The sequence below is a fragment of the Paraburkholderia phenazinium genome, assembly GCF_900141745.1.
GTDB lineage: Bacteria > Pseudomonadota > Gammaproteobacteria > Burkholderiales > Burkholderiaceae > Paraburkholderia > Paraburkholderia phenazinium_B.
On record NZ_FSRM01000001.1, the window covers coordinates 3,398,191 to 3,424,562 of the forward strand.

The following is a 26,372-nucleotide window of genomic DNA, read 5'->3' on the forward strand; positions in this document are numbered from 1 at the left end:
TCCCCCGAGGACTTCGAGCATGACTGCCCGTTTCGACTCCACGACGCTCGATGCCTACACGAAGGACGCCGCCCGTTACAGCCAGGAATGGCTGGATCAGCCGCCTCCGAACGACCTCTACGCATTGCTGGAAACGCATCTGGTGCCGCAAGGCACGACCGCCGAGATCGGCTGCGGCAACGGCCGCGATGCGGGATGGCTGGCCGAGCACGGCTACGAGGTCACTGGCTTCGACGCATCGCCGGGCCTGCTTGCCGAAGCGCGCCGTCTGCATCCGGAGATCGAGTTTCGCGAGGCCACCCTGCCGGCGCTCGAGGAGATCGAGGAACGTTTCGACAATATCGTCTGCGAGACGGTGATCATGCATTTGCCGGCCGAATCGATTCCTCTCGCCGTGGATAATCTCAGGCGCCTCTTGCGACCGAACGGTGTGCTGTATCTGTCATGGCGCGTCACCGAAGGCGAGGACACACGTCAGCCCGACGGGCGGCTGTACGCCGCCTTCGAGCCCAAAGTGGTCGTGGACGCGCTCGTCGACTGCGCGATTCTGCTATTCGAAGACGTGACGAGCGAAAGCTCGGGCAAGCGGATCTGCCGGGTCATTGCCTCGAAGAATCTCGGCGGCGTCTGATCACTCAATCCCTAGCCGGGCGCGAATCGCCGGCAGCATATGCTCGACCGCCGCGCGCCCTTCGGCAATTGCCGGCGCCGCGCGGTGAAAATCGAAAATGCCCATGCCGCCCAGGCGCGGCTGAATCAGGATGTCGGCGGGCTCTCCCGCCAGACGGCTGCGCGTGATCCGCACCTGCATGATGTCGATGCTCTGCGCGACCGAACTCAGCATCGACGGCACCCGGGCGCTCGGCTCGGGCGCGACGCGCACGTCGGCTGCCACCTCGTCCTCCGAAGGCGCGAGCCAGCGCGGCCACGGCTTGCCGTTCTTGCGCAACGAACCGGGCGGCGGCGCGGTCGGATCGATCACCGGCGACGCTGCAGCGGTGAGGCCGCCGAAGTCGCGGCCATTGAGAATGTCGTTGTTCAGATCCACCGCGATCACGCAATCGGCACGCATGCCGCGCGCCACCGACACCGGCACGGGATTGCTCAGACCGCCATCCACGAGCCACACACCGTTATGCCACACCGGCGTGAAAATACCCGGAATTGCGATCGACGCTCGCACTGCATCCACCACACTGCCGTCCTGCAACCATGTTTCGCGGCCCGAATCGAGTTCAGTCGCCACCGCGGCAAAAGGCATCTGCAACTGGCTGATCTCACGTCCGTTGAACCGGTTGGCGAACACCTGGATCACCTTGCGTCCACCCAGCAGGCCGCCGGAAATGCGCAGGTCGAGCAGACGCAGCACCGTCTGCCAGGTCAGACGCGACACCCAATCCTCCAGCCAGTCGAGATCGCCGTTCGCATAAACCGCCGCGACCAGCGCGCCGATCGAGGTGCCGCACACGACGTCCGGCTTGATGCCCGCGTCATGCAGCGCGCGGATGGCGCCGATATGCGCCCAGCCCCGCGCAGCGCCGCCGCCGAGCACGAGACCAATGCGCGAGTGAGCACGTCGCCGCAGCATGTTTTCTCCTTGTCGTCCTATCGTCCACGTATCACGTCGGAACGCGATGTCGTATAGACCTTGTGAAACGCATCGAAGTGCACGTTGAAGAAACCCTCTTCCGTCACGCCGCCCTCGCGCCACTTCCAGCTCCAGACGGTCTCGGGCTTGAGCGGAAACACCGCCACCTGGCCCGGTTTGCCGAGCAGACGGCGTACTTCGTCCTCGGTCATGCCGGGCTGGATCTTCGCGAAGTTGGCCGCGGTCAGCACCTGGGTAATGGCTTGCAGCTTGCCGTCACGGTCGATGTCGACCATATAGGTGTTGAGCCCCTGCGGGCCGCGCGGATATTCGAGGCGCTTCGAGCCGTCGGTAAACGTGCGTTCGGTTTCCGGCTTGCCCATCTGGTTGCGAATTTCCGCCTCAGTCGTCACGCCGGGCGTGAGGCCCTTGAGCAACAGCGCGTCCGGCTTGATGGCGTTGAACAGTTCCTTGAGTTTTTGCACAGCACGTTGGCCCTGTTGGTCGTCGCAACCGGCCAGCGCGAGCGAAGCGGCCAGCACGGCGACGGTGAGCAATCGGTAGTTCGATGCCATCTGGGAAGTGGGGATACGGTCCGTTATGTGAAGGTTTAACGACAGGATAGCAAAAGCTCACCCGCGGACGCAGCGAGGCGGCCCGGCGGGCAGCCTCACCGGAAGGACAGACATGCGGCGACGATGCAGCGCAGTGCGCCGCGCCTGCTACCGGCGAGACTCAACGGAACAAGGGACGGGGAATGGATGGACCACTGAAAGTGCCACGCGGCAGAGCTTATCCGCGCGCCACGAAGGCATGCACAAACGGAGGGAGACTCGCCGCGGGATGACCGAGCTACAGATGGGATGAAGAGAGACCCAAGACGACACGCAGCGGTCCGGCTGAACGAAGCAATCAGCCGCAGATGGCCGCTGACCCTACGCTTTCGCCCGTGACAGACCGCTGCACACGGCCGTCTGGTCCCTCGACTATTTTGCCCAGGTGGCGATAATTTAGACGCATTAAATTGATTGTGCGAGCCAGCGTTTACACTGAATCTTCTGATGAATGGACGCTGACTAGCGCACCGCAAATCCTGCCCGTCCGACACCCTGCAACACCGAGTCATTTTGCGGCGTGTGGATGCGTGCGCACAGCACATCGCGGTAGTGACGTTCGAGCGGATTATCACGGCTCAAGCCCGGATTGCCGCTCGCCTCCACGGCCAGTTGCACCGCTTCGATCGCCTGATTCGTCACCGTGTATTTGACGAGCGGTGCCTCGTCGAGCGCCACCCGCTCGATGTGCGCCGTCGCATCGAGCAGCACGCGGTTGCTGAACAGCAGCGCATCGATGCGGCCAAGCGTTTGCTGAAACGACGCGAGACTCGCGAGCGGCGCACCGAGATTGGCGGGCGCGCGAGTCGTCGCCCAATGCACGAACCAGTCGCGCGCAGCACGCGCCACCCCGTCGTACACCGCCGACAGCAACACGCTCATCCATGCCATGCCAAGGGCGTCCAGTCCGGCGCCCGGCGCGCCGGGCAACTGGATGTCGACGGCATGCTCCGCCGGCACGAAGACGTTGTCGAAGACGATTTCATGGCTACCCGTCGCGCGCATGCCGAGATGATTCCACAACGCACCGACCCGCACGCCAGGCGTATCGCGTCGGACGAGCCACACGCCGACACGCGGCAGTGTTTCGTCGCTGCGCGCCCACACCGCCAGCCACGTCAGGCCGGGGCTGCCGGTCGAATAGATCTTGCTGCCGTTGATAATCCAGCCGTCGCCGCTACGCGCAGCGAGCGTGCCGGGCAGACCGCCGCGAGCCGGCGTGCCGAGTTCGGGCTCGACCCGCAAAGAATTGATCAGCGCGCCGTCGCGAACGGCTTCGCGGGCGACCTGCTGACGCAACTCACGCGGCCAGTTCTGGTTGCCCTGCAAGCGATGATGAAACAGATACTGCATGACCAGCACGAGCGCCGTGGATGGCTCGCCACGCGCCACCGCACGCACTACCTTCAGTGCTTGCGGCAGGCTGGCGCCCGCACCACCGAGATAGGCCGGCACCGTCAGCGACAGCAGATCGTGCTGATGCAGGCGCGCCAGATTGGCATGGGGAAAATCGCCGCTACGGTCGTAGTCTGCGGCGCTTGCCGCGAACTCGCCGGTCAGTTGCTCAAGCAAGGCATCGAACACGTCGCTATCAAGCGGCGGATGGCGTCGCGCCGCGGCGTGCGCGGCGGTGGGTTCGAACTCGGGGGCGTTCATCGCAACTCCGGCGCGGCCGCGCTGTGGCGGCCGTGGTTATGTTCAGGCCTGCTGACGGCTCAAGGATACTTAAGGACTCGGGGGCCGGCAGTTCACAAGTTTAAGGCACAGGAAAACTGCGGTCGAAGCTCGCTTTGACATCGAGGCGCGCGGGAATGACGCTGGCGGCTGTGTAGGTGTCGGCGGTACGCTGCTGCGCCGCGATCACACCGTCGTCAATCGCGACCGGATGCACCTGACCGCGTTGATAGACGGTTTTCAGCACGTCGGGCGGCAAGCCAGTCACGCGCGACTGCATCGCTGCGACCTCCTCGGGATGCGACAGCGCCCACTGCTGGCCAAGCGCCACGCGCCGCAGGAAGTCCGCTAGCACCGCACGTTTATCGGCGATGGCGCGTTCGGTCGCAACCTGGTAGCTCAGCCCTTCCGACAGGCCGACGCCATTGACCAGAATACGGTCGTGATCGCGGGACTCGCTTAACGCCGTGTATGGATCCCACACGGACCAGGCATCCACGCTGCCCGATGCAAGCGCCGCCTTTGCATCAGCTGGCGCGAGGAAGACCAGCGTGACATCGGAGAGCGGAATATTGGCCTTTTTCAGGGCCGCGAGCACGAGGAAGTGACCGATCGAGCCGCGCGTCGTGGCGATACGCTTGCCCTTCAGGCTCGCCACATCGGTGAGCGGCGAATGCGCGCCGACGACGATCGCGAGATCGACCGGATGCGAGCGCGTCGCGGCCACCGCGCGCACCTGGGCGCCTGCTGCAAGCGCGAACACCAGCGGCGCGTCGCCGAGGCCACCCACATCCACGGCACCCGCGTTCAGTGCCTCACCGAGTGGCTGTGCGGCAGGAAAGTTGAACCATTCGATCTGGTACGGCAGATCCTTCAGTTGCCCCGACGCTTCGAGAATGCCGCGTGTTTGCAGCGCCTGGTCGCCGACTTTCAGCACGGGCAGATCGGCGGCACACGCCATGTCAGGCCATGTGGTCAGACCCACTGAGGTCAATGCCAACGCTGCCAGTACAGACGCCTTTGCAAACGCCTTTGCAAATGCTGTTGCCACCACGTCACGAAGACGCGGCGAGGCCATCCCCGCAACAAACGCAAGAGGCGTGAAAAACCCACGGGAGAGAAAACGTGTTGTCGTCATATCGTTCGCTACGGACTAGTCAGCAACGACGATACGGCACGTACTTGTATAAGACAAACGCATTATTCTTCTAAGCAAATATGCGGATCTTGCTACGCACGGCAGCGTGAACCGGCCTCATTGCAGGTATCATCGAACGCACGATTTGCTTGCCCTTACCTCATCGCTCAACATGAAGATCGACGATATCGACGCCTATGTCGCCGTCATCCGCGCCCAGTCGCTGCAGCAGGCCGCGCAGACACTCGGCCTCACGCAACCGGCCATCACGCGCCGGCTGCAAAACTTCGAGGAAGCGTTGGGCATCGAACTGCTCGATCGCAATACGCGTCCGCTAAAAGCCACCGCAACCGGACGCGTCGTCTACGAACAATGCCGCGTCATCCAGCGCGAACTGGACGTGCTGCGCGGGTTGGTCGCGAACGATTCGCCGCCGGTCGGCGCACTGCGCCTGGGCGTCGCGCAGACGATCGCCGATATCGCGTTGCCCGATGCCATGCGCGAACTACGCACGGCCTACCCCGAGTTACAGGCGCGTGCCTCGAGCGGCTGGGGGAGTCAGTTGCTGCAACGGGTGGAAGCCGGCGAACTCGATGCCGCGGCAATGTTGCTCCCGGCCAACAAGACGTTCGCCGAGTCGCTCGCCGCGCGCTCGCTGGGACGCGTCAAACTCGCCGTCGTGGCGCCGCATGGCACGCTGAAAAAACGCGCGCATACGCTGGCGGAATGTCAGGCGATCGGCTGGGTGCTGAATCCGGATGGCTGCGGGTTTCGCGAAGGTCTGCTGCGTGCCTTGACCGGTCTCGGTCTCACGCTGAAGCTGAACATGGAGACGCTCGGCACCGAACTGCAATTGCAGCTCGTCGCCGACGGCAACGGCTTGGGGCTCGTGCCGCTGCCCTTGCTACAGACGAGCCGTTACGCAGCCGCTCTGGACGTGGTGACCGTGAGCGACTTCAAGCCGCTGATCGATATCTGGCTCGTGCATCCGCGCGTGCTCGGCAAGCTGCAGCAGCCCGTGGAGCGTTTCGGCGCCGCCGTCGAGCGGCAATTCAAGGCGGCACGGCTGCAATCTCAGGCAGCCTGAGGACAAGACAAACCAACGCGCGCGCATGCCTGCTTCGGCATGCAGTGCGCGTTGGACCGGCTTGCGCGACCCTCAAAACAGCAAGGGCTACCGCTCAGATCACGTGAAACCCATGTGTGCCATCGCGCGCCAGTTGCGCGACCAGTCCGTACTCCCAGTCCAGATAGGCCTGCATCGCTTCGTGCGCGTTATCCGTGCCCTCGTAAGGACGACGATAACGATCGATGCGCGGTGACGCGAGATGCGTCTCGCCGCTCTCGAGCGGCAGACCCGCCGCGATCCACGCCGTCGTCCCACCCGTCAGCACCTGCACCGGCTTGCCCGTCAATTCGGCCAGTTCCGGCGCAGCGAAGCGTGCGAGCGCACTGGTCCCGCAGGTCACCACATAGCGTTGCGCTTCCGGCAAGTTGGGCAGCGCATCCGCCAGTTGTCCGCGCAACGCAAACCACGCACCGGGAATATGCCGCGCTACATAGTTCGCGCTCGCCGTGAAATCCAGCACGACGGTGCCGGGCGCACGCAGCAGTATCGCGAGGTCCGTCGGCGAAATCTCGTCGACAACAGGCGGCGTCACCGCGTTGCGCGCGACCGGCGCTGCGCCCTCTTCCGTGAAATCGGCCGGCGTCAGACCATCGACCACGTACACCTCGACATTCATCTGCGCGAGCCACGAGGCCGTCATGTTTGCGCGCACGCCGTCGCTGTCCGCGAGAATCACGCGGGCACCGCGCACCGGCGCGAACATATCGGTCTCCTGCACAAGCTGCCCGCCAGGCGCGCTGCGAAATCCGGGCACATGGCTCGCCTGGTACTCCTGCGGCGAACGCACGTCGAAACGATAGATCGTGCGCACGGCTTCCTCTGCCCAGCGACGCGCTTCGTCGCGCGAAGTGCGGCCCACTTCAGCGCGATCGGCCACTGCGCGCGCCGAGGCCGCTGCAGCGACCCGCACCGAATCGACGGTGACCGGATCGAAGCGCTTCGTGCTGCCGTGCGCCAGCGTTTGCCCGGCGAGCGTCCAGCCGATCGTGCCGTTACGTAACGCCGCAATGGGATTGGGCACGCCCGCATTGATCAGCGATTGCGCACCAATGATGCTGCGCGTGCGTCCGGCGCAGTTGACAACGATCTGCGTCGACGGGTTCGGCGCGAGTTGCCGCGCGCGCAGCACCAGTTCGGCACCCGGCACGCTGATGCTGCCGGGAATGTTCATGGTCTGATACTCGTCGAAGCGGCGCGCGTCGAGCACGACCACGTCGGCGTCGCTGTCGAGCAGTTCCTGCAATTGCGGCGCTTCGAGCGACGGTGTATGCCGTTCGCTTTCCACCAGTTCGCCAAAGGCCTTGCTCGCCGAGTTGACGTCCTGAAACAGTTCGCCACCTGCGTCGGCCCAACCGCGCAAACCGCCGGCCAGCAATGTGACATCGGTGTAACCCAGTTCAACGAAACGGCGCGCCGCGCGCACCGCGAGCCCTTCGCCATCGTCGAACACCACGATCGGCACGCTGCGGCGTGGCAACCGCAACGGCGCGTCCAGTTCAAGCTTCGATAACGGAAGATTGGCGGCGAACAGCGGATGGCTGCGTGCATGCGGATCTTCCTCGCGTACGTCGAGCAATGCGATTTCGCGGCGCTCGAGTAATGCGCGGCGCACGTCTTCGAATGAACGGCTACGGAATTCAGTCTCAATGGTCATGAGATTGCGATCTCCTTCGATACATTCCAGATATTCGGCAACACGTCGTTGGAATAACCGGAGATAAATGTCTTGCGGCCACCCTCCCCGGGGTAAACCGAGCGCGACACCGCCCCGATATTTGCACCATAAACGTGAATGCTGACCGACACGCGGTCGTCGTATGCATTGCTAACCCGATGAATGTCGCCAATGCGCGGCGAGACCGCATCGACGGCACCAGTTTCGAGCCGCCTTGCCCCATCAGAAGCAATCACCGTGCCGCTTTCGTCGAGACAATATGGCTGTGCGATTTCCGCACCACGCAAGACACCAATCAGGCCCCAAACGGTGTGGTCGTGAACCGGCGTGGCCTGTCCTGGCCCCCAGACAAAACTCACCACAGAGAAGCGCTGACGAGCATCCGCGTGCAGAAGGAATTGCTGATAGCGCTCGGGGTCTGGACGCGCGTACGCGTCGGGCAACCAGTCGTCGTGCGCAACCAGTTCACGCAGCGCGGCGCCGCCCGCTTCCAGCAGACTGGCTTCGGGGAGAGCATCGTCGAGTAACGATGCGATCCGCTCGACAAATGTGCGCAAGCGGTCAAGCCGCAAGATCTGGCTCATGACGTAATGGAAAAAATGAGGGTCGAGAAAAGGTGCGGCGGCGCTGGCGGCCTTCAGGGTCCGCGCGACGCTCTGTTCTGGTTCGAGATCGGGTTGACGACGACCTGGTCTAGTGTACGCACATCCGCAGCGGGATGGGGCCGCTGCGCCGCAGCGACACCGGCGGCGCAGACGGCATTGTCATCTTGAGCGGATTGTCCTCAGTCGAACACGTCCGGCTCATTGGCGACCACACCCTCCAGCAGGCTCTGGAATGCAAACAATGCGCCACCCGCTCGCCCCACCTGCTCGTGCGTCAATGTGGCAATGTCGTGTGGGATAGGTTGCGGCTTGCCAGCCGCCTCGGCGAGCAATTGCGCGTGACAGGCATTGTCGAGTGCGATGTACCACCACGCCGCTGCCTCGACGGTCGGTCCCGCGGTCAGGATGCCGTGGTTCTTCAGAATGACCGCGCGATTCGGGCCAAGCGCTGTTGCAATGCGCGCCCCTTCTTCCGTATCGAGCACGACACCACGAAAATCGTCAAACAGGGCGTGGTCCTGGTAGAACGAGCACGAGTCTTGCGTGAGCGGATCGAGCGTGCGTCCAAGCGTCGACCAAGCCTTGCCATACAGCGAGTGCGTGTGCGCAGCGGCCACGACATCGGGCCGTGCTTCATGAATCGCGGCATGAATCGCGAAAGCCGCCTGATTGACGGGCCCCTCGCCCACCACGATCTCGCCTTGCGAATTCACCAGCAGCAGGTCGGAAACGCGAATCCGGCTGAAATGCTTGCCGAACGGATTGACCCAGAAGTGATCGGGCCATTCCGGATCGCGCGCCGTGATGTGACCCGCAAGGCCTTGATCGAAACCGTAGCGCGCGAAAATGCGAAATGCGACAGCGAGCCGCTCTTGCCGATAGCGGCGCTCCTCAGCGACGCTCGCGCGCGGCGGCACTTCATCGAACCAGAATTTGCGCAGCGGCGCATGGCGTTGCAACGTCGACGTTTCTGTAGCGGGAACAGCAGGCAGAGATAGATCGGTCATTGTTCCTCCGTTCAGGCTGCCACGCGTTCGCTGCGAGCAATGCGCTCGCGCGTGGCGGGAATCAGCGCGCGGCCATAGTCGATCGCATCTTCAAGCGGGTCGAAGCCGCGGATCAGGAAGGTGGTCACACCCAACGCATAGTACTCCGCGAACGTGTCGGCCACCTGCTCCGGTGTGCCGACCAGCGCCGTCGAATTCGAACGGCCGCCGATTTCCTTGGCGATCGCGGTCCACAAGCGCTCGTCGACTCGATCCGCCTCGCCTGAAGCCGCCAGCAAGCGGCGGGCACCTTCGCTCTGCGCGGGGCCGCCTACGCCCAGACCCTGGGCGGCACGCAACCGCTTGGTCTCTTCGAGAATATGCTCAGCGCGTTCCCATGCCGCGGCTTCGGTATCCGCCAGAATCGGCCGGAACGATACCGAGAAGCGCACCGTGCGGCCATGCTTCGCGGCTTCCGCGCGCACCCGAGTGACCTGCTCGCGCACCTGCGCCTTCGATTCGCCCCACAGCGCGTAGACGTCAGCATGCCGGCCGGCGATTTCAAGCGCGGGTGCCGAGGCCCCGCCGAAATACACCGGAATATGCGGTTGCTGCACCGGCTTCACTTCGGAGAAACCGCGCTCGAAGCGGTAGTACTTGCCCTCGTGATCGAACGGCGTATCCGAGGTCCAGATGCGGCGCAGGATCGACACGTACTCGTCGGTGCGTGCGTAGCGCTCGTCGTGCGACAGGTAATCGCCGTCGCGGCGTTGCTCGGCGTCGTCGCCGCCGGAGATGATGTGCACGGCAAGGCGGCCGCCCGAGTAGTGATCGAGCGTCGCGAGCTGACGCGCGGCTAGCGTCGGCGCTACAAAACCGGGCCGGTGAGCAAGCATGAAATGCACGCGACTTGTCACGCTCGCGGCCTGCGCGACGGTCAGCAGCGCGTCGGGGCTGGTCGAGTGATGCGGAACGAGGATGCGGTCGAAGCCGGCGTTCTCGTGGGCCCGTGCGAACTGCTCCACGTAACCGGTATCTATTGACGGGCCTTGCGGCGCGTGCGTTTCCGAGACCTTGCGAGTCTGGATCATGCCGATGAATTCGACTGCCACGATGCGTCTCCCCGATGATCGACAGAACGCCGGACGCGCTGAACGCGGGCCGGCGGCGACACCCCGGACGGGATGTCAGGCAAGCCTCAAAGGTAGCACCGCAACATGCGTTCGTTAAATATTGATAGCCGATAAAGATATCGCAATTGCATGTTTGTGACGGCTCGAAGCGGTTGCTAACCTCCCTCCGCGACAGCATGTTCCGGCCGTTCCGCGAACTGTCCCGGCCAATTCATGCTTGCCGCTTTTTCCGCGGCTTCCTTCCGCTTCCTGTTTGCGTTTTCCTCTTCGTGGAACTACACCGATGACCGCTTTTCGCTCCGACCGCCGCCGGATTCTGCACACCCTTGCCGCCTGGGGTCTCGCTCCCGCTGCGGCGTGGCTCGCTGCGACGGATGCGCTGGCTGCAGAGCCCACCCTGGTATTTGGCGATCAGGCCGGCGGACTGCGCGCGCTAGCCGAAGCGGCCCACGTGCTGGACGGCACACCCTATGCGTTTCGCTGGGCCAACTTCCAGGGCGCTGCGCCGCTCTTCGAGGCGCAGCGCGCGAACGCGGTCGATCTCGCGCCCGCGGGCGATCTGCCGGTGCTCGCGGCGGCAATCGGCGATCCGTCGCTGAAGATTGTCGCGACCCGCGTCGGAACGCCGACCTCGCTCGGGATCGTCGTCCAGGCCGACTCGCCACTACGGCATGTAGCCGATCTGAAAGGCAAGACCGTGGTGGTGTCGTCGGCGCGCGGCAGCATTTCGCAATACCAGTTGTATGGCGCGCTGGCCGAAGCCGGACTCACGCGTGACGACGTGAACGTGCGCTTCGTGCTGCCCGTCGACGCCTTTGCGGCGTTCGAGGCGCGCCAGCTTGAAGTATGGGCGACCTTCGATCCGTATTTCGGCACCGCTGTGCAGCGCGGAGGCCGCGTATTACGCGACGGCTCCGGCATCAACACCGGACTTGCCTTCATCACCGCTTCGGGCGCAGCGGCCGCGGACCAGGCGAAGCGCCCGGCGTTGAGCGATGCGCTGCAACGCTTTCGACGCGCCGGCGCGTGGGCCGTCGGACATCCTGAAGCGTACGCGCAGGTGTATGCGACGGTGACGCGCCTCCCGATCGAGACGGCGAGAGTCATCACCGCTCGCGCCGCCTTGCAGCAACGGCCCGTCAGCGACGCGGACATCGCAGCGCTGCAAAAGGTCGCCGACCGCGCGTTCGAGCAACAGATCCTGCCGTCGAAGGTGGATGTGCGAGCGATCACGGCGCAAGGCCTCGGTTAGAGATTTTTGAGCATGTTCGTGCCGCGGCCTCGCTGGGCACTGTCTGATTGCGCCAATGGGCTAGCCGGCACGCCAACCAGGATTGCCACGATGCTGCCGGTACGAAACAGCATGTACGTATGCCTCGCCCGTCCGTATTCGCTCCTGGCCTCGTTGGCGGCGTGCCGGACGTCCCTTCAAACCCTGCCCTTGACAACGGAAGAAGGCCCGCCCAAACGGCGGAAAACCTCACCCCCTTGCCATGAGAGAAGCGCGGCACACCCAAATAAAACCTCGCGCATGCGCTTGACGAGAGCTAAAGAAAGCGCAACGTCCCGATCGACCCCAAACAATTGCGCAAGCAGTACAACCGCCGCGTCCTGCACCCCCACCCCAGCGGGAACAAAAAACGCAGCATGCCTGACAGCCTGAGTGAGGCCTTCAATAGCCAAAGCCCCGCTCAAAGAAACAGGATGCCCCAGTAACGCTAAAGCCCAATAAGTCTCAAGCGCGCCAAGCAGATACCCACTCAGTTGCCAGAGAAACGCCCTCAGTAAAAGCCCGCTGCGAGACAAAAGCGCATCGATATCGGCATCAAGCTGGCGCCCATCGACCGCCGGCAGGAGCGAACCCGTGGAGCCTAACAACCTCCCAGCCCACCGCTCGATGGCATAAAAAACCCCGCCCCGCCTAATGAGGACCACAGCGATAACAGGCAAAGGCAACGACAGAAGCAAAGCCATTCCAATCGTGCGCACGACCCCAGCCTGATGCGTAGCCGCCACGATCAACACCAGCCCGAGCGCCGAATAAACATACTGCACGGCCATGGTCACCATGACCTCGACGACAACTGAGGCACTGACTCCGCTCAGATCGTTCACACGCCAGGCGGCAAGCCGAATCCCGACAATCTCCCCGCCAATCCCCGCTGCGGGCAACAAGCGGCTCACGGCTTCACGAACCGTCGCCACCCACCAAAGAAATATCAGCGATGCCCGCTTACCCAGCAACAGATGCCACGCATACGCATCGAGCAACAACGGCAGTGCATGAAACGGCACAAGCCACAGCAACGCAAACCCCGCTTGCCCAATGATCTGAATCAGACCGCCGACACCCTCGTGCAGCACGAGCCCAATCAGGATCGCGATCCCGATCGGCAAACCGGCCCATTGCAGGCGCTTCATGACGCTTGCGCACCGCGGCGATGCCACTCGCCGAACACGTCGGCAAAGCCGCCGCGCGTCGCCCCGGCCGCCTCGATAGCCGCCGCCACGCGCGGCGACAGCAACGCGGCCAATTCGTCCGCATGCCGATAGTCGCGCATGCCGGCGCTCAACGCGCCCTCACCCGCCGTGGCCGGATGGCAATAGATCTCGCCCACGCCGTCCGGCAAGCGCGCCAACGCATCGAGCAGGACACCCTCGGTCATCTGCCCCGTCCTGGAGATGCCGACCACATAGTCGTTGTGCGCGATACCGGCATGATCGAGGCGGTCCCGCACCAGGCCAATCCACGGTTTAAGCCACAGCGGTTCGTTGGATTCGTATGGCAGACGCACCGCACGCATGCCGTAGTCGGGGCCAATTTCGAGGATCAGCCCGAGCACCGTCGGATGCAGATGGAAGTGCTTATGGGTATTGACGTGATCGAGCGGCAGCCCGGTCTTCGCGAATGCTTCGAACTGCGCGCGGATTTCCAGTGCGAGTTGCTTGCGCACGGACGGTAGACAGAAAAATCGAAAGCCGTCGCGCACCATATCGTCGCCGAAACGGCCCTCCGGACCGACCAGCGCCGGAATCGCCTCGCGCGGCAGGAGCGCCGCGCCATCGGCCAGCACCAGATGCAGGCCGACCCGCAATTCCGGCAGCCGCCGCACGCGCGCGAGCGCATCGCGCGCGGCCGGCGCGGCGACCATCAGGCTCGCTGCCGTCAGCACACCGTACAGATGCGCACGCTCGACTGCCTCGTTGACCCGTTCGTGCAAACCGAAATCGTCCGCAGTGAAGATCAGCGTGCGCTGCGAAAGCCGAGCCTCGTACGCCATCACGCTTCGTGAGCGCGCAGGAAGCGGAAAAACTCCACGCCTTCGCGCAGACGCCGCTTCATCATGTCCCAGCTCAGCAGCATCTCGCGCACGATCTCCCAGATCTTCGAGGGCCGGAAATAGAAGCGCTTGTAGAAGCTCTCGACATGGTGATAGATCTCTTCACGCGACAGATGCGGATAGCCGATCGCCGCGAGCTGCACCCCTTCCTTGCTCACCAGGTTGATCACCTTGTTCTCCTGCAGCCAGCCGTTTTCCACCGCCTGGTTGTAGAGCGTCGTTCCCGGATAAGGTGCCGCGAGCGACACCTGGATCGTGTGCGGGTTGATTTCCTTTGCGTACTCGATCGTCTTTTCGATCGTCTCCTGCGTCTCGCCCGGCAGCCCCAGGATAAAAGTGCCGTGAATCTTGATGTCGAGCTTGCGGCAGTCTTCGCTGAAGCGTCGTGCGATATCCGTGCGCAGGCCCTTCTTGATGTTCAGCAGGATCTGGTCGTCGCCCGATTCATAGCCCACCAGCAGCAGACGCAGGCCGTTTTCCTTCATGATCTTCAGCGTCGCATACGGCACGTTGGCCTTTGCGTTGCAGGACCATGTCACGCCGAGCTTGCCCAGCCCGCGTGCGATCTCTTCGACACGTGGCTTGAAGTCGGTGAAGGTGTCGTCGTCGAACATGATCTCCTTGACTTCAGGCATGTTGTCGCGGATCCACTTCACTTCTTCGAGCACGTTCTCTACCGAGCGCGTGCGGTAGCGGTGACCGCCCACCGTTTGCGGCCACAGGCAGAAGGTGCACTTCGAGCGGCAGCCGCGGCCCGTGTAGATCGACACGTACGGATGCTTCAGATAGCCGATGAAGTAGTTTTCGATTTTCAGGTCGCGCTTGTAGACAGGTGCTACAAACGGTAGCTCATCCATGTTCTCGAGGATCGGGCGCGCCTCGTTGTGCTCGATCGAACCGTCCGCAGCGCGATAGCTCAAGCCCTGGATCTGCGCAAGCGGTTTGCCCGCCGCCACTTCCTGGCAGGTGAAATCGAATTCTTCACGGCAGACGAAATCGATCGCTTCGCTTGCGGTCAACGAGTTGTGCGGATCGACGGCGACCTTTGCGCCCACCATGCCGATCATCACCGACGGTTTGCGCTTCTTCAGATCCTGCGCAAACATCGCATCCGTTGGAAACGACGGTGTACTCGTATGAATGATGACGAGGTCATACTGCTGCGCGATATCGAGCGAAGCCTCCACCGAGAGACCATCCGCCGGCGCGTCGAGCACGCGGCTATCCGGCACCAGCGCCGCGGGCTGCGCGAGCCATGTCGGATACCAGAACGAACGGATCTCACGCTTCGCCTGATAGCGCGACCCCGCGCCGCCATCGAAACCGTCATACGACGGGGCCTGCAAAAACAGCGTCTTCATATGTGCTCCGCTATCTGCCTTGATTCTGATTTCTGGAAAGTCGTTAAAGCCGATGATACTGTTCTACCGCCGCAGCGCCACAACACCAGCGTGACGCCGCACCAGGTGCCCAATCCGCAGACGTTTTCATCCACGATCGGAGAGTTCCACAATCGACGCACGCGTCTGCGCCACGCGATTGACGACCGACATCCGCGCGCCGCGCCAGACGACATGCGAGCCGAACACCGCGCCGAGCCATTGCAAGGCGAGCAGCGTGTCGCGCAGCGGCACGAGCGGCAGATCGCGCCAGAAGGTGCGCGAAATGCGAGCGCTGCGGGCATGCAACAGCACGCGCGCGAACAGGCCGGTTGCCGCACTGATCGACAGCGTCAGCGCCATCAATGGATGAGTGCCCGCCCCGCCAGTAGTTCCATCGATCAGTCCATTACCCAGCCCGACCGCCAGCAGCGCGCTGACCAGCAGCCACGGCGTCGTAAACGTAATGATCAGCGAGGCGAACCCCGAGCGATTCACCGAGCGGATCGTACGCAACCAGCGCAATTCGCGCAGCCACAAGGTGGTGAAAGTGGGCTCGATCACGTCAGTGGCGACCATCACCGACGAAAGCACCGTATTCAACCCAAGCGCGCGTGCATGTTCGGCGAGCCAGTAGTCGTCGGCCAGGCAATCCTTGAGGGTCTCGAAGCCGCCGATGTTCTCGAGCGTCGTGCGTCGCAACGCCAGCGTCGCACCGAAGCCGAAACGGCGCGAGCCACCCGCATGCGCGACGCGCACCGACGGCGCAAACCATTCGTTGATGAACAGCGCCCCCACCCTCGGCCAGAAGCCACCCACGCTCTGCGCCCGGTACAGGCAGGTGACGACGCCCGTGTCGGGGTCGGCGAGCGGCGCGGTGACGGTGTCGAGGTAGTCCGGTTCAACGGCGATGTCGCTATCGGCAAGCACAATGATGTCATGGCGCGCACGCTGCGCCATGTTGATGAGGTTGCTGACCTTCAGGTTGCTGCCGTGCACGCGCGAATCGATCACGAGTTCGATGTCGCAATGCGGATACGCCGCCTGCAGCCGCCGCACTACGCCGATGGCCGGGTCGACCGGCGACGAAACCCCGCACAGTAACTGAAAGCAGGGATGCGCCTGCTCGCAAAACGTCACCAGGTTTTCGTACAGACGCGGCTCGGTCCCGCACAGCGGTTTGAGCACGCTGACGGAACTCCAGCCCACATGACGCACAGCAGCACGCTTGCTAAAAAACGGCATCGCGACAGCGGCAACACCGGCATACACCGTGGCGGCACAGCACGTCAGAACCAGCAGCCACTCCAGACCAGATAGCGAATGCACCGTCATTGGCCACCTCTCCCGCTGCCGGTAGCACGCAACCCGGCGATAGCAGGACAAATCGACAAAAGATGCATGGATACGCTCGCTCGCAAGATCGGAACTCCTTCTGCCTGCGTCGGAACAATTGGCATCGGAATGAGCCGCATTGTCGAAGCAACGTGTGCGAATGCTTTACTGTAATTTCCCGTAATACTTGATCGGCTTTATGACAGATAATCGAAAGCGAATAGACAGAGATCTATCGGTCAATAATGACCGACCGCTCTGGTTGCGCTTCTGTCAGCGACCGCAGAGATCAAACCTACGGGCGTACAAAACCATGACCAGCAAGGCTGACAGCCCGGTGTCCGGCCTTTGAAAGGCAATCGCCTGCACGTTCATGGTCGGAAAAATTGTAGCAGTCCCCGTGAAAACTTGCTTCATTACCGCCGTTCGCTCTAAACCGCCTTTTACAGGACTAGCAGGGATCTTTTACAGTTTTATAAAGCTGTGTTATTTGACTGACAATAATCGCGGCATTCTGGGGATACGCGCGGTACTTTCAGATAATGATCTGCTCAATGAGGCGAATTGCACTGGCTTGCCTCATTCGACTGGTCTGAACAAATGGTGCGTGGCGCATGCGACCGACGGCAGGCCAGGGTCCGATGACCCGGCCGGTCCGCTGCGTCCGGAGGTACTTTGCGTAGCCGACCTACGCGTGACGCAACGAACCGGCTGGCATCACGATCGCCGCCTGCCGCAGCGCAGCACGGATGCGTGGTCCGGCGCACCGACGGTGCGCCGTGCATCTGCTGTGCAGCAGCCATCTCACGCTAGCCCCAGCCGGACCTGCGATCTGTGCGACGTCACACGCAGACACCGCACGATTCACCACAACGACACCCTCACCCTGTCGGCGGTGTGGACTTGTTCACCGCGTCAGCGGGAATCGAAGCGCTTTGGCACAATCGATCTTTGCCTTTGCTGTCGACGGACTTACAGGCGTGCGAGCACATCGCTCCGCGCGAGCCGCGCGACGCACGGCTTCGGACGAACTTGCCATGATCCCTTTCTCGGTCCTCGACCTCTCTCCTATCACCGCCGGCGCGAGCGCGGCGCAGGCCTTCGCCAACACGCTCGATCTCGCCCAGCACGCGGAACAATGGGGATACCGGCGCTTCTGGCTCGCCGAGCATCACAATATGACCGGCATCGCCAGCGCCGCGACGTCGGTAGTGATCGGCCATGTGGCCGGTGGGACCAAAACGATACGCGTCGGCTCGGGTGGCGTGATGCTGCCCAACCATGCGCCGCTAGTGATCGCCGAACAGTTCGGCACGCTCGCATCGCTCTACCCGGGGCGGATCGATCTGGGTCTGGGCCGCGCGCCCGGCACCGATCAGACCACCTCGCGCGCCTTGCGTCGCGAGTTGCACGGTAGCGCCGACACGTTCCCGGACGATGTGGTCGAACTGCAGCGCTACTTCGCGGATCCGGTGCCCGGTCAGCGCGTGCGAGCAGTACCAGGCGCGGGGCTGCATGTGCCGCTGTGGCTGCTCGGCTCGTCGCTTTTTAGCGCGCAACTGGCCGCGGCGCTCGGTCTGCCGTTTGCGTTCGCGTCGCACTTCGCGCCGGACCATATGCTGACCGCGCTGCGCTTGTATCGCGCGCAGTTCCGCCCCTCGGCGGCGCTCGACAAACCCTATGCGATGGTTGGCGTGAACCTGTTCGCGGCCGACACCAACGAAGCGGCCTATCGCCTGTTCACTTCGCTGCAGCAGCAGTTTGTAAATCTGCGCCGCGGCACGCCTGGGCAGCTGCAACCGCCGGTGGACCGGATCGAAGCGGCGGAGATGGAACTGAACAGTGTCGCGCAATCGCTCGCATGCTCGGTGATCGGCGATCCGGCTACCGTTCGCGAAGGCCTGCTGTCGGTGATCGAGCAAACCGGCGCGGATGAGTTGATCCTGACCGCGCAGATTTACGATCACGCCGCGCGGTTGCACTCGTTCGAGATCGCCGCGCAGGTGCGCGATGAGATTGCCGGCGGTCAGTAAGTAAAAAGAGGCCGCGCGGTCGGCTCACCCCCTTACTGATTCGCCGGTACCGCCGCCAGCCCGTCGAGCAGCGCCTTATGAAACGCCTGCGGGTCCTGCATCTGCGGCGCGTGCCCCAGGTCCGCGAACTCGACGAGCGTGGCATGCGGAATCGTCCGCGCCGCGAGACGGCCCAGTTCCGGATAATGACCGATCTGCGCCCGCACCTCTGGCGGCGCAGCGTCCTTGCCAATGGCCGTCGTGTCCTTCTGGCCGATCATCAGCAACGTCGGCATCTGCAGTTCGCCCAGTTCATATACCACCGGCTGCGTATAGATCATGTCGTAGAGCAGCGCCGAATTCCAAGCGACGATCTGCTTGCCCGGCCCGCGGTACATGCCCGCCAGCATCTGCACCCACGGCTCGTAGTCGGCGCGCCAATGGCCCGCGTAGTAGGTGGACTGTTCGTAGCGGCGAATGCCGTCGGCCGTCGTCTTCAGCTCACGCTCGTACCATTGATCGACGGAGAGCGAAGGCACCCCTTTCGCTTTCCAGTCCTCGAGGCCGATCGGATTGACGAGCACCAGTTGCTGCGTCTCTTGCGGATACATCAGCGCATAGCGGATCGCGAGCATGCCGCCGGTCGAATGGCCGATCATCGTGACGCGGCTCACGCCGAGCGCGTCGAGCAGCGCATGCGTATTGCGCGCCAGTTGCTGGAAACTGTACTGATAGTGCTCGGGCTTGCTGGACTTGCAGAAGCCGATCTGGTCCGGCGCAATCACCCGGTAGCCGGCATCGCTCAGACGCTGGATGGTCGGCTCCCAGGTGGCCGCGCAAAAGTTCTTGCCATGGAGCAACACCGCCGTCCGGCCGTTGGGATGCACTGGCTTGATGTCCATATACGCCATATGCAAGGCAACGCCTTGCGAAGTGAAGTCGTATTGCTCGACTGGCGCCGGATAGTCGAAGCCTTGCAGTTCGGGGCCGTAGGCGGGACCGTCGTTGCCCGCGGCAGCGCCTGCTGTGGCAGGCCCGCTGGCGGCGCTATCGCCCTCGGCCCACGCTACGTGGGACGCGGCGCACACCGTCAGCACACAGGCGCTGAACAGGGCGAGCATAGAGGTTCGACTAACTTTCATACGCAATGGGTTCCGGCAGAATGGTTGAGCAAAATCAGCTTCGACGCGAACGCCCCCACAGCTCAACCCCTGGCGGCCTGCAATCGAGTGGCCGATTCTACGTTCCCCATCCGAATCCTGCTCCGACGCCCGCATCGGCCATCCGAAACCCGGCGCCGCCCATATTGCGCCGCACCATTCGTACCGCTATGCGCCGTTCCGCACGGACACCGCGAGCCTCGACTGCGATCTTGCGCAGGACACCGATAAGTTTGGCATCCACATAATCCAGACTATTCGCCGGCGGTAGATCAGTGCTAGAAATAGCAAACAATTGTCAATCGGAGGGCGACAGCAGCGCATATCTGGACCAGAATCAATAGAAAAACAAACCAGCAGATCCAACCGGGGTACAACATCAGCAACCACGTTGCATGGGACAGGTGTCAGCGCAAAAGCGTGAACGCCGCCCGAAACATGGAGACAAAAAATGGAAACTCCGGCAAGCCTCAACGATCTGCAACGCGCCACTCTGGCCATCGTCCTCGCAGGCGGACGCGGCACGCGGCTCGGGCCGCTCACCAACAAACGCGTCAAACCCGCCGTGCACTTCGGCGGCAAGTACCGGATCATCGACTTCGCGCTGTCCAATTGTCTGAATTCGGGCATTCGCCGCATCGCGGTCGTCACGCAGTACAAGGCGCACTCGCTGATCCGGCATGTGCAGCGCGGCTGGGGCTTCCTGCGCGGCGAGTTCAACGAGTTCATCGACCTGTGGCCCGCGCAGCAACGCGTCGAAGGTGGTCACTGGTACCGCGGCACGGCGGACGCCGTGTTCCAGAACCTCGACATCATCCGTTCGATCCGGCCGAAATACGTCGTCGTGCTGGCCGGCGATCACATCTACAAGATGGACTACACGCGCATGATCCGCGACCACGTCGAGAGCGGCGCGGACTGCACGGTGGGCTGTATCGAGGTGCCGCGCATGGACGCGGTGGCCTTCGGCGTGATGCACGTGGATGAGAACCGCCGCGTGACCGGCTTCGTCGAAAAGCCTGCCGATCCTCCCGCGATGCCGGGGCGCCCCGACATGGCGCTGGCCAGCATGGGCATCTACGTGTTCAACGCGGACTACCTGTACACGCTGCTCGACGAGAACATCACCACCGAAGACACCGACCACGACTTCGGCAAGGACATCCTGCCGCGCGTCGTGACGCAAGGGCATGCGATCGCCCATCCATTCAGCATGTCGTGCGTCTCCTCGGATCCGAACGTCGAGCCGTATTGGCGCGATGTCGGCACGGTCGACGCTTACTGGTCCGCCAATCTCGACCTCGCCTCGACGATCCCGACGCTCGACCTGTACGATCCCGACTGGCCCATCTGGACGCAACAGCAGCAGTTGCCGCCGGCCAAATTCGTGCGCGACATGAATGGCCTGCAGGGCTCGGCCACCAACCTGGTCGTGTGCGGCGGCTGCGTCATCTCCGGTTCGCAGATTTCGCGCTCGGTGCTGTCGTCGAATGTGGTTGTGAATTCTTTCTGTAACATCAATGAGGCAGTCTTGTTGCCGCAGGTCACGATTGGCAACAGTTGCCGGTTGCGCCGCGTGGTGATCGACCGCGGCTGTACGATTCCGGACGGCACGGTGATCGGTGAAGATCCGGTGCAGGACGCCGAGCGCTTCTACCGCACCGAAACCGGCATCGTGCTCGTGACGCCGGATGCGCTACGCGGCCAGAAGCCGGCGCAGTAGGATTGCGCGGTGGGGCAACCCAGTCGTCGAACCGCGCAGCCGGGCCGGTAACCTGCAAACCCGAACCAACACGCGCCATAACCGGAAACCTGCCCATGACGATTCGCGCCCTGCACGTCGCAAGCGAGCTGTATCCCCTCCTGAAGACAGGCGGTCTTGCCGATGTGGCGGGCGCCCTTCCCTCGGCGTTGATCGAGCTCGGTGCCGATGCGAGGGTGCTGTTGCCGGGCTTTCCATCGGTGGTGGCGGGCCTCACCGATCTGCGCCCGGTGGCCCAACTGGGCCGCCGGTTCGACTCGCCGAACGTGACGCTGGAACAGGGCACGCTGCCGGCCAACGGCCTCGTGGTCTACGTGATCCGCGCCGACACGCTCTACAACCGCCCGGGCAACCCCTACCTCGACGCGGAACACGTGCCGTACGGCGACAACGCCCAGCGCTTCGCACTGCTCGGCTGGGTCGCAGCGCAACTGGCGCAGCATCTCGATCCGGAGTGGGCGCCACAGATCGTCCACGCACACGACTGGCACGCGGGCCTCGCTCCCGCTTACCTGCGAGCGGCCGAGCGTCAACACGGCCGGGCCTTCGCACGCAGCGTATTCACGGTGCATAACCTGGCCTATCAGGGCGTGTTTCCGGCTCATCTGTTCGGCCAGCTTGGGTTGCCGGCCGACTTCTTCCATATGCAAGGCATCGAGTTCTACGGGCAGATGTCGTTTCTGAAAGCAGGCCTGTTCTATAGCAACCGCATCACCACCGTGAGCCCCACCTACGCGCGCGAAATCCAGACGCTCGCCCAGGGCGGCGGTCTCGACGGGCTGCTGCGCAACCGTTCGCACGATCTGTCCGGGATCCTCAACGGCGTCGACTACACGGTATGGAACCCGGCGACCGATACCCTGCTCCCCGAGCACTACACCTCGACGTTGCTGTCGGGCAAGCACGCCTGCAAGGCCGCGCTGCAAAAGCGTTTCGGTCTGGCCGGCAAAAGCGATGCGCTGCTGTTCGGCGTGGTGAGCCGTCTCACCGAACAGAAGGGCCTCGATCTGCTGCTCGCCGCGCTGCCGGAGATCGTCAGGCGAGGCGGACAGCTGGTCGTATTCGGCACCGGCGATGCCGCACTCGAGAAAGGCCTGCAGCGCGTGGCCCATTCCCATCCGGATTCGGTGGCGGTCGAACTCGGCTTCGACGAGTCGCTCGCGCACGCGATCATCGCCGGCAGCGACGTGGTAGCCGTGCCGTCACGCTTCGAGCCGTGCGGCCTCACGCAGCTCTATGCGCTCGCTTATGGCTCGCTGCCGCTCGTGCATCGCGTCGGTGGCCTCGCCGACACGGTGGTCGACGCATCGCTGGAAAATCTCGCCGACGATCTCGCCACCGGCTTCGTCTTCGAACGCTTCGAGCCGGACGCGCTCGGCGCCGCGATCCGCCGCGCCTTTGCGCTGCACGCGCGCTCCACGGAGTGGAGGGCGACCCAGCGGCGCGCCATGCGCCAGGACTTCGGTTGGGGCGCTTCGGCGCAACGCTACCTGGCGCTGTACCGCGAACTGGCGGTGCCCTGACCCGCTCCCCGCCCATCCAATGATGGCTTGACGCAACACCACGGGGACGGATCATGCCGGCCCTGCGAAAACTCATGTATTGTTGATTGATCGGCGCACGGTGCGCCACTCGACACATCATGAAAAACGTCCTGAGCATCCAGTCGCATGTCGTTTTTGGGCACGCCGGCAACAGCGCGGCGGTATTTCCCATGCGCCGCCTCGGCGTGAATGTCTGGCCGCTCAACACCGTGCAGTTCTCGAATCACACGCAATACGGTCACTGGACCGGCAGCGCGATCGACGGCTCGCAGATGCAGGATCTGCTCGACGGCATCGGCGCGATTGGCGTGCTACCGCGCTGCGACGCGGTGCTATCCGGCTTTCTCGGCGCCCCCGATCAGGCCCAGGCGGTGATCGAAATCGTCAAGGCCGTGAAGGCGGCCAATCCGCGCGCCTGGTATTTCTGCGATCCGGTGATGGGCAACACGACCGGCTGCAAGGTCGAGCCTGGGATTCAGGAATTCCTCGTGCGCTCCATGCCCGAGGTGGCTGACGCCATGGCGCCGAACCACAGCGAATTGCAGCGTCTCGTGGGGCGGGAGATCGAGACCATGGAAGAGGCGGTCGAGGCGTGCCGCGAGATCATCCAGCGCGGCCCGAAGCTCGTGCTGGTCAAGCACCTGCTCGACCGCAACAGCCCCGCCGACCGTTTCAACATGCTGGTGGTCACGCCCACTGAAGCATGGATGGGGCAGCGGCCGCTCTACCCGTTTGCCCGTCAGCCTGTCGGCGTGGGCGACCTGACGAGCGCGGTGTTCGTCGCCCGCACGCTGCTCGGCGACCCGCTGCGGGTGGCCTTCGAACATACGCTCGCCGCCGTGAATGCGGTCGTCAAGGCCACCTGGCAGGCAGGCCGCTACGAACTGGAACTGGTCGCCGCGCAAAATGAAATCGCGCAACCACACGAGTGGTTCGATGCCTGGACGGTCGAAACGGTGTAACCCGCGCAACGAACCCGCCGTGCCTCAAGGTTTCGCGCAACGACTGCTGACCCGGCATTGTCAGCCGCTCGTCCTATAATGCGTGCCGCGTGGTGCACGCAACTCTTTTCAAGCACCCGCTACAGGCAAGCGAGGCACAGATGGACGGTCATATCCGCAGCGAGCGGGAAGAATATTTCGAGGAATTGTGCATTAGCGTCGACGCCGACGAAGCGCACGAACAGGAAGCAATCGAGTACTTCGAGAAGCAGTTCGACGAGGCCGATTTCGATCCGACGCAGTGGCTCGATATCGCGCTCTACTATTCGCCGGCGGTGGCACGCGGCATCATCGATCTGGTCGCGCCCGACGACAAGGCGCGCAGCAACATCGCCGAAGTGATCGCCGACAACCTCGATATCTCGTACGGCGAAGACGAGTGCCAGCAGTTTGCGGAGACGATCCAGTTCGCGCTCAACAACGGCGTGCCGATCGACCTCGATCTGATCCTCGACGGCTGCCAGCGCGCCATCGACGATCTCGAAACCTGGGCCGACGACGACACCAAAGAACCGTTGATGCGCCTGCGCGAAGAAGTGCTGCGCCTGCAGGGCGAACAGTAACAACAAGCCCCTTCCCACCGGGCCGGCGCAGCCGCGCCGCCCGCCTCACGTGTGCCGGCATCCGCACGCATCAAACGCTTAAGACCTGCCCGCCGCCCGCCCCGTCCGGGGCCTGTGCTGAAATGCTCATTCCAGGCGCTGCGAACTGCCAAGACGACTGCAAATTGGCTTTCTATATTCGCGCCAAGCTGATGGAGACATGATGCACGTCCGGCCGCGGGCGTTCGGGGTCGGTCGCGCGTAGTCACGCCGCCTTCCGGGACGCTCACCAGGGCTTGCCCGCAATGCCGGTGTCACCGTGTTTTCCATCATTGTTTCTGGCGTAGGATCATCCCTACCCTGAAATACTTCGGACCCCTTGAAGGAGACCACGCCGCACGCATCGAACCACGCGAGTTTCATCGCACCGTTTGACCGCCCGCGTCTGTAAGTTTGCTGCGCGCGGCGCATTGCTTCAGCGTGACAGCCGTACCCGGCCGTATCTGGCCGGCTGCACCTTGCCCGATTTTCATACCGTGAACCTGTCGATGGAAGGAGAGACCATGAGTCTTCGCAAAACGCTGAAACCCCTCGTTGTGATGCTGGGCGCGCTCCTCGCAGTCGCGCCGCTGTCCGGCTTCGCGGACGACCTGCCGGTCAAGATCGGCTTCGCAGCCCCGCTGACGGGCGTGAATGCCGGCTACGGCAAAGACCTCGAAAACGGCGTGCGGCTCGCCATCGAGGAAGCCAACGCCCAGAAGATCAAGATCGGCAACCAGGTCGCCGACTTCCAGCTCGTCTCCGAGGACGATCAGGCCGACCCGCGCGTCGGCGTGCAGGCGGCGCAGAAGCTGGTGGACGCAGGCGTGTCGGTGGTGGTGGGCCACTTCAACTCCGGAACGACGATTCCCGCCTCGCAGCTTTATGAAACGGCCGGTATTCCGGTCATCGACCCGGCGGCCACCAACCCGATCATCACCGGCCGCGGCTTCGCCAACGCGTTCATGGTGATCTCCACGGATGCGCAGAACGCGGGCAACGCGGGCGTCTACGCAGTCGAGGTGACCAAGGCCAAGCGCATCGCGATCCTCGACGACCGCACGGCGTTCGGCCAGGGTGAGGCGGATGAGTTCGAGAAGGCGGTGAAAGCACACGGCGGCAATATCGTTGCGCACGAATACACCAACAACCAGGCGGTCGACTTCAGCACGCAGCTCACCGCGATCAAGGCTACCAATGCGGACCTGATCTTCTTCGGCGGTCTGGATACGCAGGCGGCAGGCGTCGCGAAACGCATGAAGCAGCTCGGCCTTACCGCGCAACTGGTTGGCGGTGGCGGCGTGATGGATGAGGATTTCATCAAGCTCGCAGGCGACGCGGCCGAAGGCGCGATGGCGTGGGAATATGGCCGGCCGCTCTCGCAGTTGCCAGGCGGCAAGGACTTCTCGGCCAAGTTCAAGAAGCGCTTTGGCGTGGACATCCTGTCGTATGCGCCGTTCGGCTACGACGCGGCATGGGCGGCAATCAAGGCCATGCAGCAGGCCAAATCGAGCTCGCCGGCGGTGTATCGGCCGGTGCTCAAGGCGATCAGCTTCGACGGCGTGACCGGTCCGATTGCGTTCGAGGCCAATGGCTCGCTGAAGAACGCCGGCTCGACGCTGTATCAGGTCAAGAACGGCGCATGGGTGCCGATCGTCACCAAGGGCGGCGGCAATTGAGCTGAGAAGCGGTTGAGGGGTTGAGCGGCCAGGCGC

22 protein-coding genes are annotated in these 26,372 nt (G+C 63.4%); 9 read left to right on the forward strand and 13 right to left on the reverse strand.

The features are described from left to right. The first annotated feature begins 19 nt into the window (after positions 1–19). Entirely contained in the window at positions 20–631 is a 612-nt protein-coding gene (locus BUS06_RS15295; protein ID WP_074265033.1) for a class I SAM-dependent methyltransferase, read from the forward strand. Here the strand turns inward: BUS06_RS15295 and BUS06_RS15300 are convergent, their stop codons facing one another. From BUS06_RS15300 to BUS06_RS15315, 4 genes are all read right to left on the reverse strand, one after another. Beyond that, a complete protein-coding gene (locus BUS06_RS15300) occupies positions 632–1,588 on the reverse strand; it encodes a patatin-like phospholipase family protein (protein WP_074265034.1) in 957 nt (318 codons plus the stop codon). Between the two features lie 17 nt (positions 1,589–1,605). Further along, the gene (gene bamE / locus BUS06_RS15305; RefSeq protein ID WP_074265035.1) at positions 1,606–2,163 is read right to left on the reverse strand and encodes an outer membrane protein assembly factor BamE domain-containing protein; all 558 of its coding nucleotides are present in this window, start codon (positions 2,161–2,163) and stop codon (positions 1,606–1,608) included. 501 nt (positions 2,164–2,664) lie between these two features. After that, the gene (locus tag BUS06_RS15310; RefSeq protein WP_074265036.1) at positions 2,665–3,858 is read right to left on the reverse strand and encodes an acyl-CoA dehydrogenase family protein; all 1,194 of its coding nucleotides are present in this window, start codon (positions 3,856–3,858) and stop codon (positions 2,665–2,667) included. A 100-nt stretch (positions 3,859–3,958) separates the two neighbouring features. Next, positions 3,959–4,837, reverse strand: a complete 879-nt coding sequence (locus tag BUS06_RS15315) for an ABC transporter substrate-binding protein (protein ID WP_074266109.1) — start codon at positions 4,835–4,837, stop codon at positions 3,959–3,961. Between the two features lie 349 nt (positions 4,838–5,186). On the opposite strand from BUS06_RS15315, the gene BUS06_RS15320 reads away from it, so the two are divergent. Then, the gene (locus tag BUS06_RS15320) at positions 5,187–6,101 is read left to right on the forward strand and encodes a LysR family transcriptional regulator (RefSeq protein ID WP_074265037.1); all 915 of its coding nucleotides are present in this window, start codon (positions 5,187–5,189) and stop codon (positions 6,099–6,101) included. Positions 6,102–6,195: 94 nt separating this feature from the next. Here BUS06_RS15320 and BUS06_RS15325 read toward each other — a convergent pair whose 3' ends face one another. From BUS06_RS15325 to BUS06_RS15340, 4 genes are all read right to left on the reverse strand, one after another. Beyond that, positions 6,196–7,797, reverse strand: coding sequence for a rhodanese-related sulfurtransferase (locus tag BUS06_RS15325; RefSeq protein WP_074265038.1), 1,602 nt, complete (start codon positions 7,795–7,797; stop codon positions 6,196–6,198). Next, positions 7,794–8,402 (reverse strand): cysteine dioxygenase family protein, encoded by a 609-nt coding sequence (locus BUS06_RS15330; RefSeq protein ID WP_074265039.1) that lies wholly within the window; start codon positions 8,400–8,402, stop codon positions 7,794–7,796. The genes BUS06_RS15325 and BUS06_RS15330 overlap by 4 nt, the downstream gene beginning before the upstream one ends. A gap of 200 nt (positions 8,403–8,602) precedes the next feature. Further along, positions 8,603–9,430, reverse strand: coding sequence for a class II aldolase/adducin family protein (locus BUS06_RS15335; RefSeq protein WP_074265040.1), 828 nt, complete (start codon positions 9,428–9,430; stop codon positions 8,603–8,605). Positions 9,431–9,441: 11 nt separating this feature from the next. Next, entirely contained in the window at positions 9,442–10,521 is a 1,080-nt protein-coding gene (locus BUS06_RS15340; protein ID WP_074265041.1) for an LLM class flavin-dependent oxidoreductase, read from the reverse strand. 304 nt (positions 10,522–10,825) lie between these two features. Here BUS06_RS15340 and BUS06_RS15345 point away from each other — a divergent pair, with 304 nt between their 5' ends. Beyond that, positions 10,826–11,794 (forward strand): ABC transporter substrate-binding protein, encoded by a 969-nt coding sequence (locus BUS06_RS15345; protein ID WP_074265042.1) that lies wholly within the window; start codon positions 10,826–10,828, stop codon positions 11,792–11,794. A gap of 176 nt (positions 11,795–11,970) precedes the next feature. Here BUS06_RS15345 and BUS06_RS15350 read toward each other — a convergent pair whose 3' ends face one another. The 4 genes from BUS06_RS15350 to hpnI all read right to left on the reverse strand — a co-directional run bounded on the left by BUS06_RS15350 (position 11,971) and on the right by hpnI (position 16,597). After that, the gene (locus BUS06_RS15350) at positions 11,971–12,963 is read right to left on the reverse strand and encodes a lysylphosphatidylglycerol synthase domain-containing protein (protein ID WP_074265043.1); all 993 of its coding nucleotides are present in this window, start codon (positions 12,961–12,963) and stop codon (positions 11,971–11,973) included. Then, positions 12,960–13,823, reverse strand: coding sequence for a hopanoid biosynthesis-associated protein HpnK (gene hpnK / locus BUS06_RS15355; RefSeq protein WP_074265044.1), 864 nt, complete (start codon positions 13,821–13,823; stop codon positions 12,960–12,962). Before hpnK ends, BUS06_RS15350 begins: the two co-directional genes overlap by 4 nt. Beyond that, positions 13,823–15,244, reverse strand: a complete 1,422-nt coding sequence (gene hpnJ / locus BUS06_RS15360) for a hopanoid biosynthesis associated radical SAM protein HpnJ (RefSeq protein WP_074265045.1) — start codon at positions 15,242–15,244, stop codon at positions 13,823–13,825. Before hpnJ ends, hpnK begins: the two co-directional genes overlap by 1 nt. Before the next feature lie 126 nt (positions 15,245–15,370). Further along, complete coding sequence (gene hpnI, locus BUS06_RS15365; RefSeq protein WP_074265046.1) at positions 15,371–16,597, reverse strand: bacteriohopanetetrol glucosamine biosynthesis glycosyltransferase HpnI; 1,227 nt, start codon at positions 16,595–16,597, stop codon at positions 15,371–15,373. Positions 16,598–17,634: 1,037 nt separating this feature from the next. Between hpnI and BUS06_RS15370 the strand changes: the two genes are divergently transcribed. Beyond that, a complete protein-coding gene (locus BUS06_RS15370; protein ID WP_074266110.1) occupies positions 17,635–18,630 on the forward strand; it encodes an LLM class flavin-dependent oxidoreductase in 996 nt (331 codons plus the stop codon). A gap of 32 nt (positions 18,631–18,662) precedes the next feature. Here BUS06_RS15370 and BUS06_RS15375 read toward each other — a convergent pair whose 3' ends face one another. Beyond that, positions 18,663–19,730, reverse strand: coding sequence for an alpha/beta fold hydrolase (locus tag BUS06_RS15375; protein WP_254368849.1), 1,068 nt, complete (start codon positions 19,728–19,730; stop codon positions 18,663–18,665). Between the two features lie 490 nt (positions 19,731–20,220). Between BUS06_RS15375 and glgC the strand changes: the two genes are divergently transcribed. The 5 genes from glgC to BUS06_RS15400 all read left to right on the forward strand — a co-directional run bounded on the left by glgC (position 20,221) and on the right by BUS06_RS15400 (position 26,336). Continuing rightward, on the forward strand, positions 20,221–21,492 hold the full coding sequence (gene glgC / locus BUS06_RS15380; RefSeq protein ID WP_074265048.1) for a glucose-1-phosphate adenylyltransferase: 1,272 nt from the start codon (positions 20,221–20,223) through the stop codon (positions 21,490–21,492). Positions 21,493–21,587: 95 nt separating this feature from the next. Continuing rightward, positions 21,588–23,054: a glycogen synthase GlgA gene (glgA, locus tag BUS06_RS15385; RefSeq protein WP_074265049.1), complete on the forward strand. Its 1,467-nt coding sequence runs from the start codon at positions 21,588–21,590 to the stop codon at positions 23,052–23,054. 119 nt (positions 23,055–23,173) lie between these two features. Then, positions 23,174–24,037, forward strand: coding sequence for a pyridoxal kinase PdxY (gene pdxY / locus BUS06_RS15390; protein ID WP_074265050.1), 864 nt, complete (start codon positions 23,174–23,176; stop codon positions 24,035–24,037). Positions 24,038–24,177: 140 nt separating this feature from the next. Beyond that, positions 24,178–24,639: a hypothetical protein gene (locus BUS06_RS15395; protein WP_074265051.1), complete on the forward strand. Its 462-nt coding sequence runs from the start codon at positions 24,178–24,180 to the stop codon at positions 24,637–24,639. A 542-nt stretch (positions 24,640–25,181) separates the two neighbouring features. Then, on the forward strand, positions 25,182–26,336 hold the full coding sequence (locus tag BUS06_RS15400) for a branched-chain amino acid ABC transporter substrate-binding protein (protein WP_074266111.1): 1,155 nt from the start codon (positions 25,182–25,184) through the stop codon (positions 26,334–26,336). The last annotated feature ends 36 nt before the right edge of the window (positions 26,337–26,372 follow it).